This window comes from Sphingomonas sp., from assembly GCF_031380695.1.
GTDB lineage: Bacteria > Pseudomonadota > Alphaproteobacteria > Sphingomonadales > Sphingomonadaceae > Sphingomicrobium.
Genome location: NZ_JANMWY010000174.1, coordinates 1 through 1,641 on the forward strand (window position 1 = coordinate 1; position 1,641 = coordinate 1,641).

General features: G+C 68.9%; 2 protein-coding genes. Both read left to right on the forward strand.

The genetic code is table 11. The annotated features are described in order from the left end of the window. Positions 1–756, forward strand: a 756-nt coding sequence (gene aroF / locus RMN84_RS06585; RefSeq protein WP_309611389.1) for a 3-deoxy-7-phosphoheptulonate synthase, incomplete at its 5' end; no start/stop codon positions are given. Then, the coding region (locus tag RMN84_RS06590; RefSeq protein ID WP_309611390.1) for a hypothetical protein at positions 753–1,641 on the forward strand (889 nt) is incomplete at its 3' end. The genes aroF and RMN84_RS06590, both read left to right, overlap by 4 nt.

Genomic DNA, 1,641 nt, shown 5'->3' on the forward strand with positions numbered 1-1,641 from the left:
GCGGTGTCGATCGGTGGCAGCCGGTTCGCGCTGATCGCCGGGCCGTGTGCGGTTGAGAATGCGGAGCAGCTGCTGGCGTCGGGCAAGGCCGCGAAGGCCGCCGGCGCGCGGATCCTGCGCGGCGGCGCGTTCAAACCGCGCACCTCGCCTTACTCATTCCAGGGACATGGCGGCGACGGGCTGAAACTGCTTGCCGAGGTCGGCAAGGAACTGGGCATGCCGGTCGTCACCGAAGTGGTCGAATCGGCCGACGTTGCGCTCGTCGCCAAGCACGCCGACGCGATCCAGATCGGCGCGCGCAACATGCAGAATTTCGCGCTGCTCAAGACGGTCGGGCAGACCCGCACGCCGGTCATCCTCAAGCGCGGCATGGCCGCCACGGTCGAGGATCTGCTGCTGGCCGCCGAATATATCCTCGCCGGGGGCAATGATCAGGTGGTGCTGTGCGAGCGCGGCATCAGAACATTCGAGACCGCGATGCGTAACACGCTCGACCTCGCCGCCGTGCCGTGGCTCAAGATGAAGAGCCATCTTCCGGTAATCGTCGATCCGTCGCACGGCACCGGTATTCGCGCGCTGGTCGCGCCGATGGCGCTGGCGGGCGCTGCGGCGGGGGCGGACGGGTTGATGATCGAGGTCCACCATGACCCCGCCACGGCGCAATGCGACGGCGCGCAGTCGCTGTTCCCGCATCAGCTCGAGGCGCTCGGCGCGCAACTGGCGCAATTGCTGCCGGTGGTCGGTCGAACGCTGTGACCGGCGCGGGGGCAGGGCGAGCGGCGAGCCTGGTGCGGCGGCTGGCGGGTCAGGTCGACCCGCTGCGTCTCCACGCTGCGCTGGCGGCCGACGGACACGAGCTGCCGCCGCTGTTCATCCAGCGCACGGGCGGCCCGGCGCTGATCGTCGAGGCCGCCGCAATCCGCGCCATCTGTCGCCAGCAGGATGTTGTGCTCGATGCGCTCAGCGAGGGCGGGCGCGCGGCGCTGGCGACGCTCGCGGACCAGCTTGCCGATCATGTCGTCGATCGCACGGACGACCGGGTGGCGTTGCGCTTCAAGCGGTGCACGGCACCCGAGGAATATGACCGCGCCCATGCCACGACCCCGTTCGACATCTTGCGCGCGCTGGCGTTCGGCCATGGTTCGATCGACCGCGATGAGCCGTTCGCGGTGGTGGCGGCGGGCGTGATCGGGTTCGACAGTGTCGACCTGTTCGAGGAACTGCCGGCGCGCGCCGAGGGGGACTTCCCGGACTATGTCTTCTGGCTTGCGGAGAGCGTTATCATCGTCGAGCCGAGCGGCGCAGCGCGGCTGATCTGCACTGCCTTCGGCAGCGACGACACCGCCATCGCGCACCGCGTCGCGTCGCTGGCGCAGGAGCGATTGGCGCGGCTGTCGTCGCGCTGTGAGTTTGCGCGCGAGGTCGGACCGCCGGTCGTTTCCACAGCCAACACCGCTGAGCAGCACGTCACGACTGACCTCGACGATGTCGTCTATGCCGCGATCGTGTCGGACCTGAAGGAAAAGGTCGCAGCGGGGGATATTTTCCAGGTTGTTCCGAGCCGCGCCTTCCGCACCCCCTGTGCCGATCCGCGCGCCGCCTTCGTCCGCCTCGGCGCGGCCGATCCCAGCCGCTATCTAT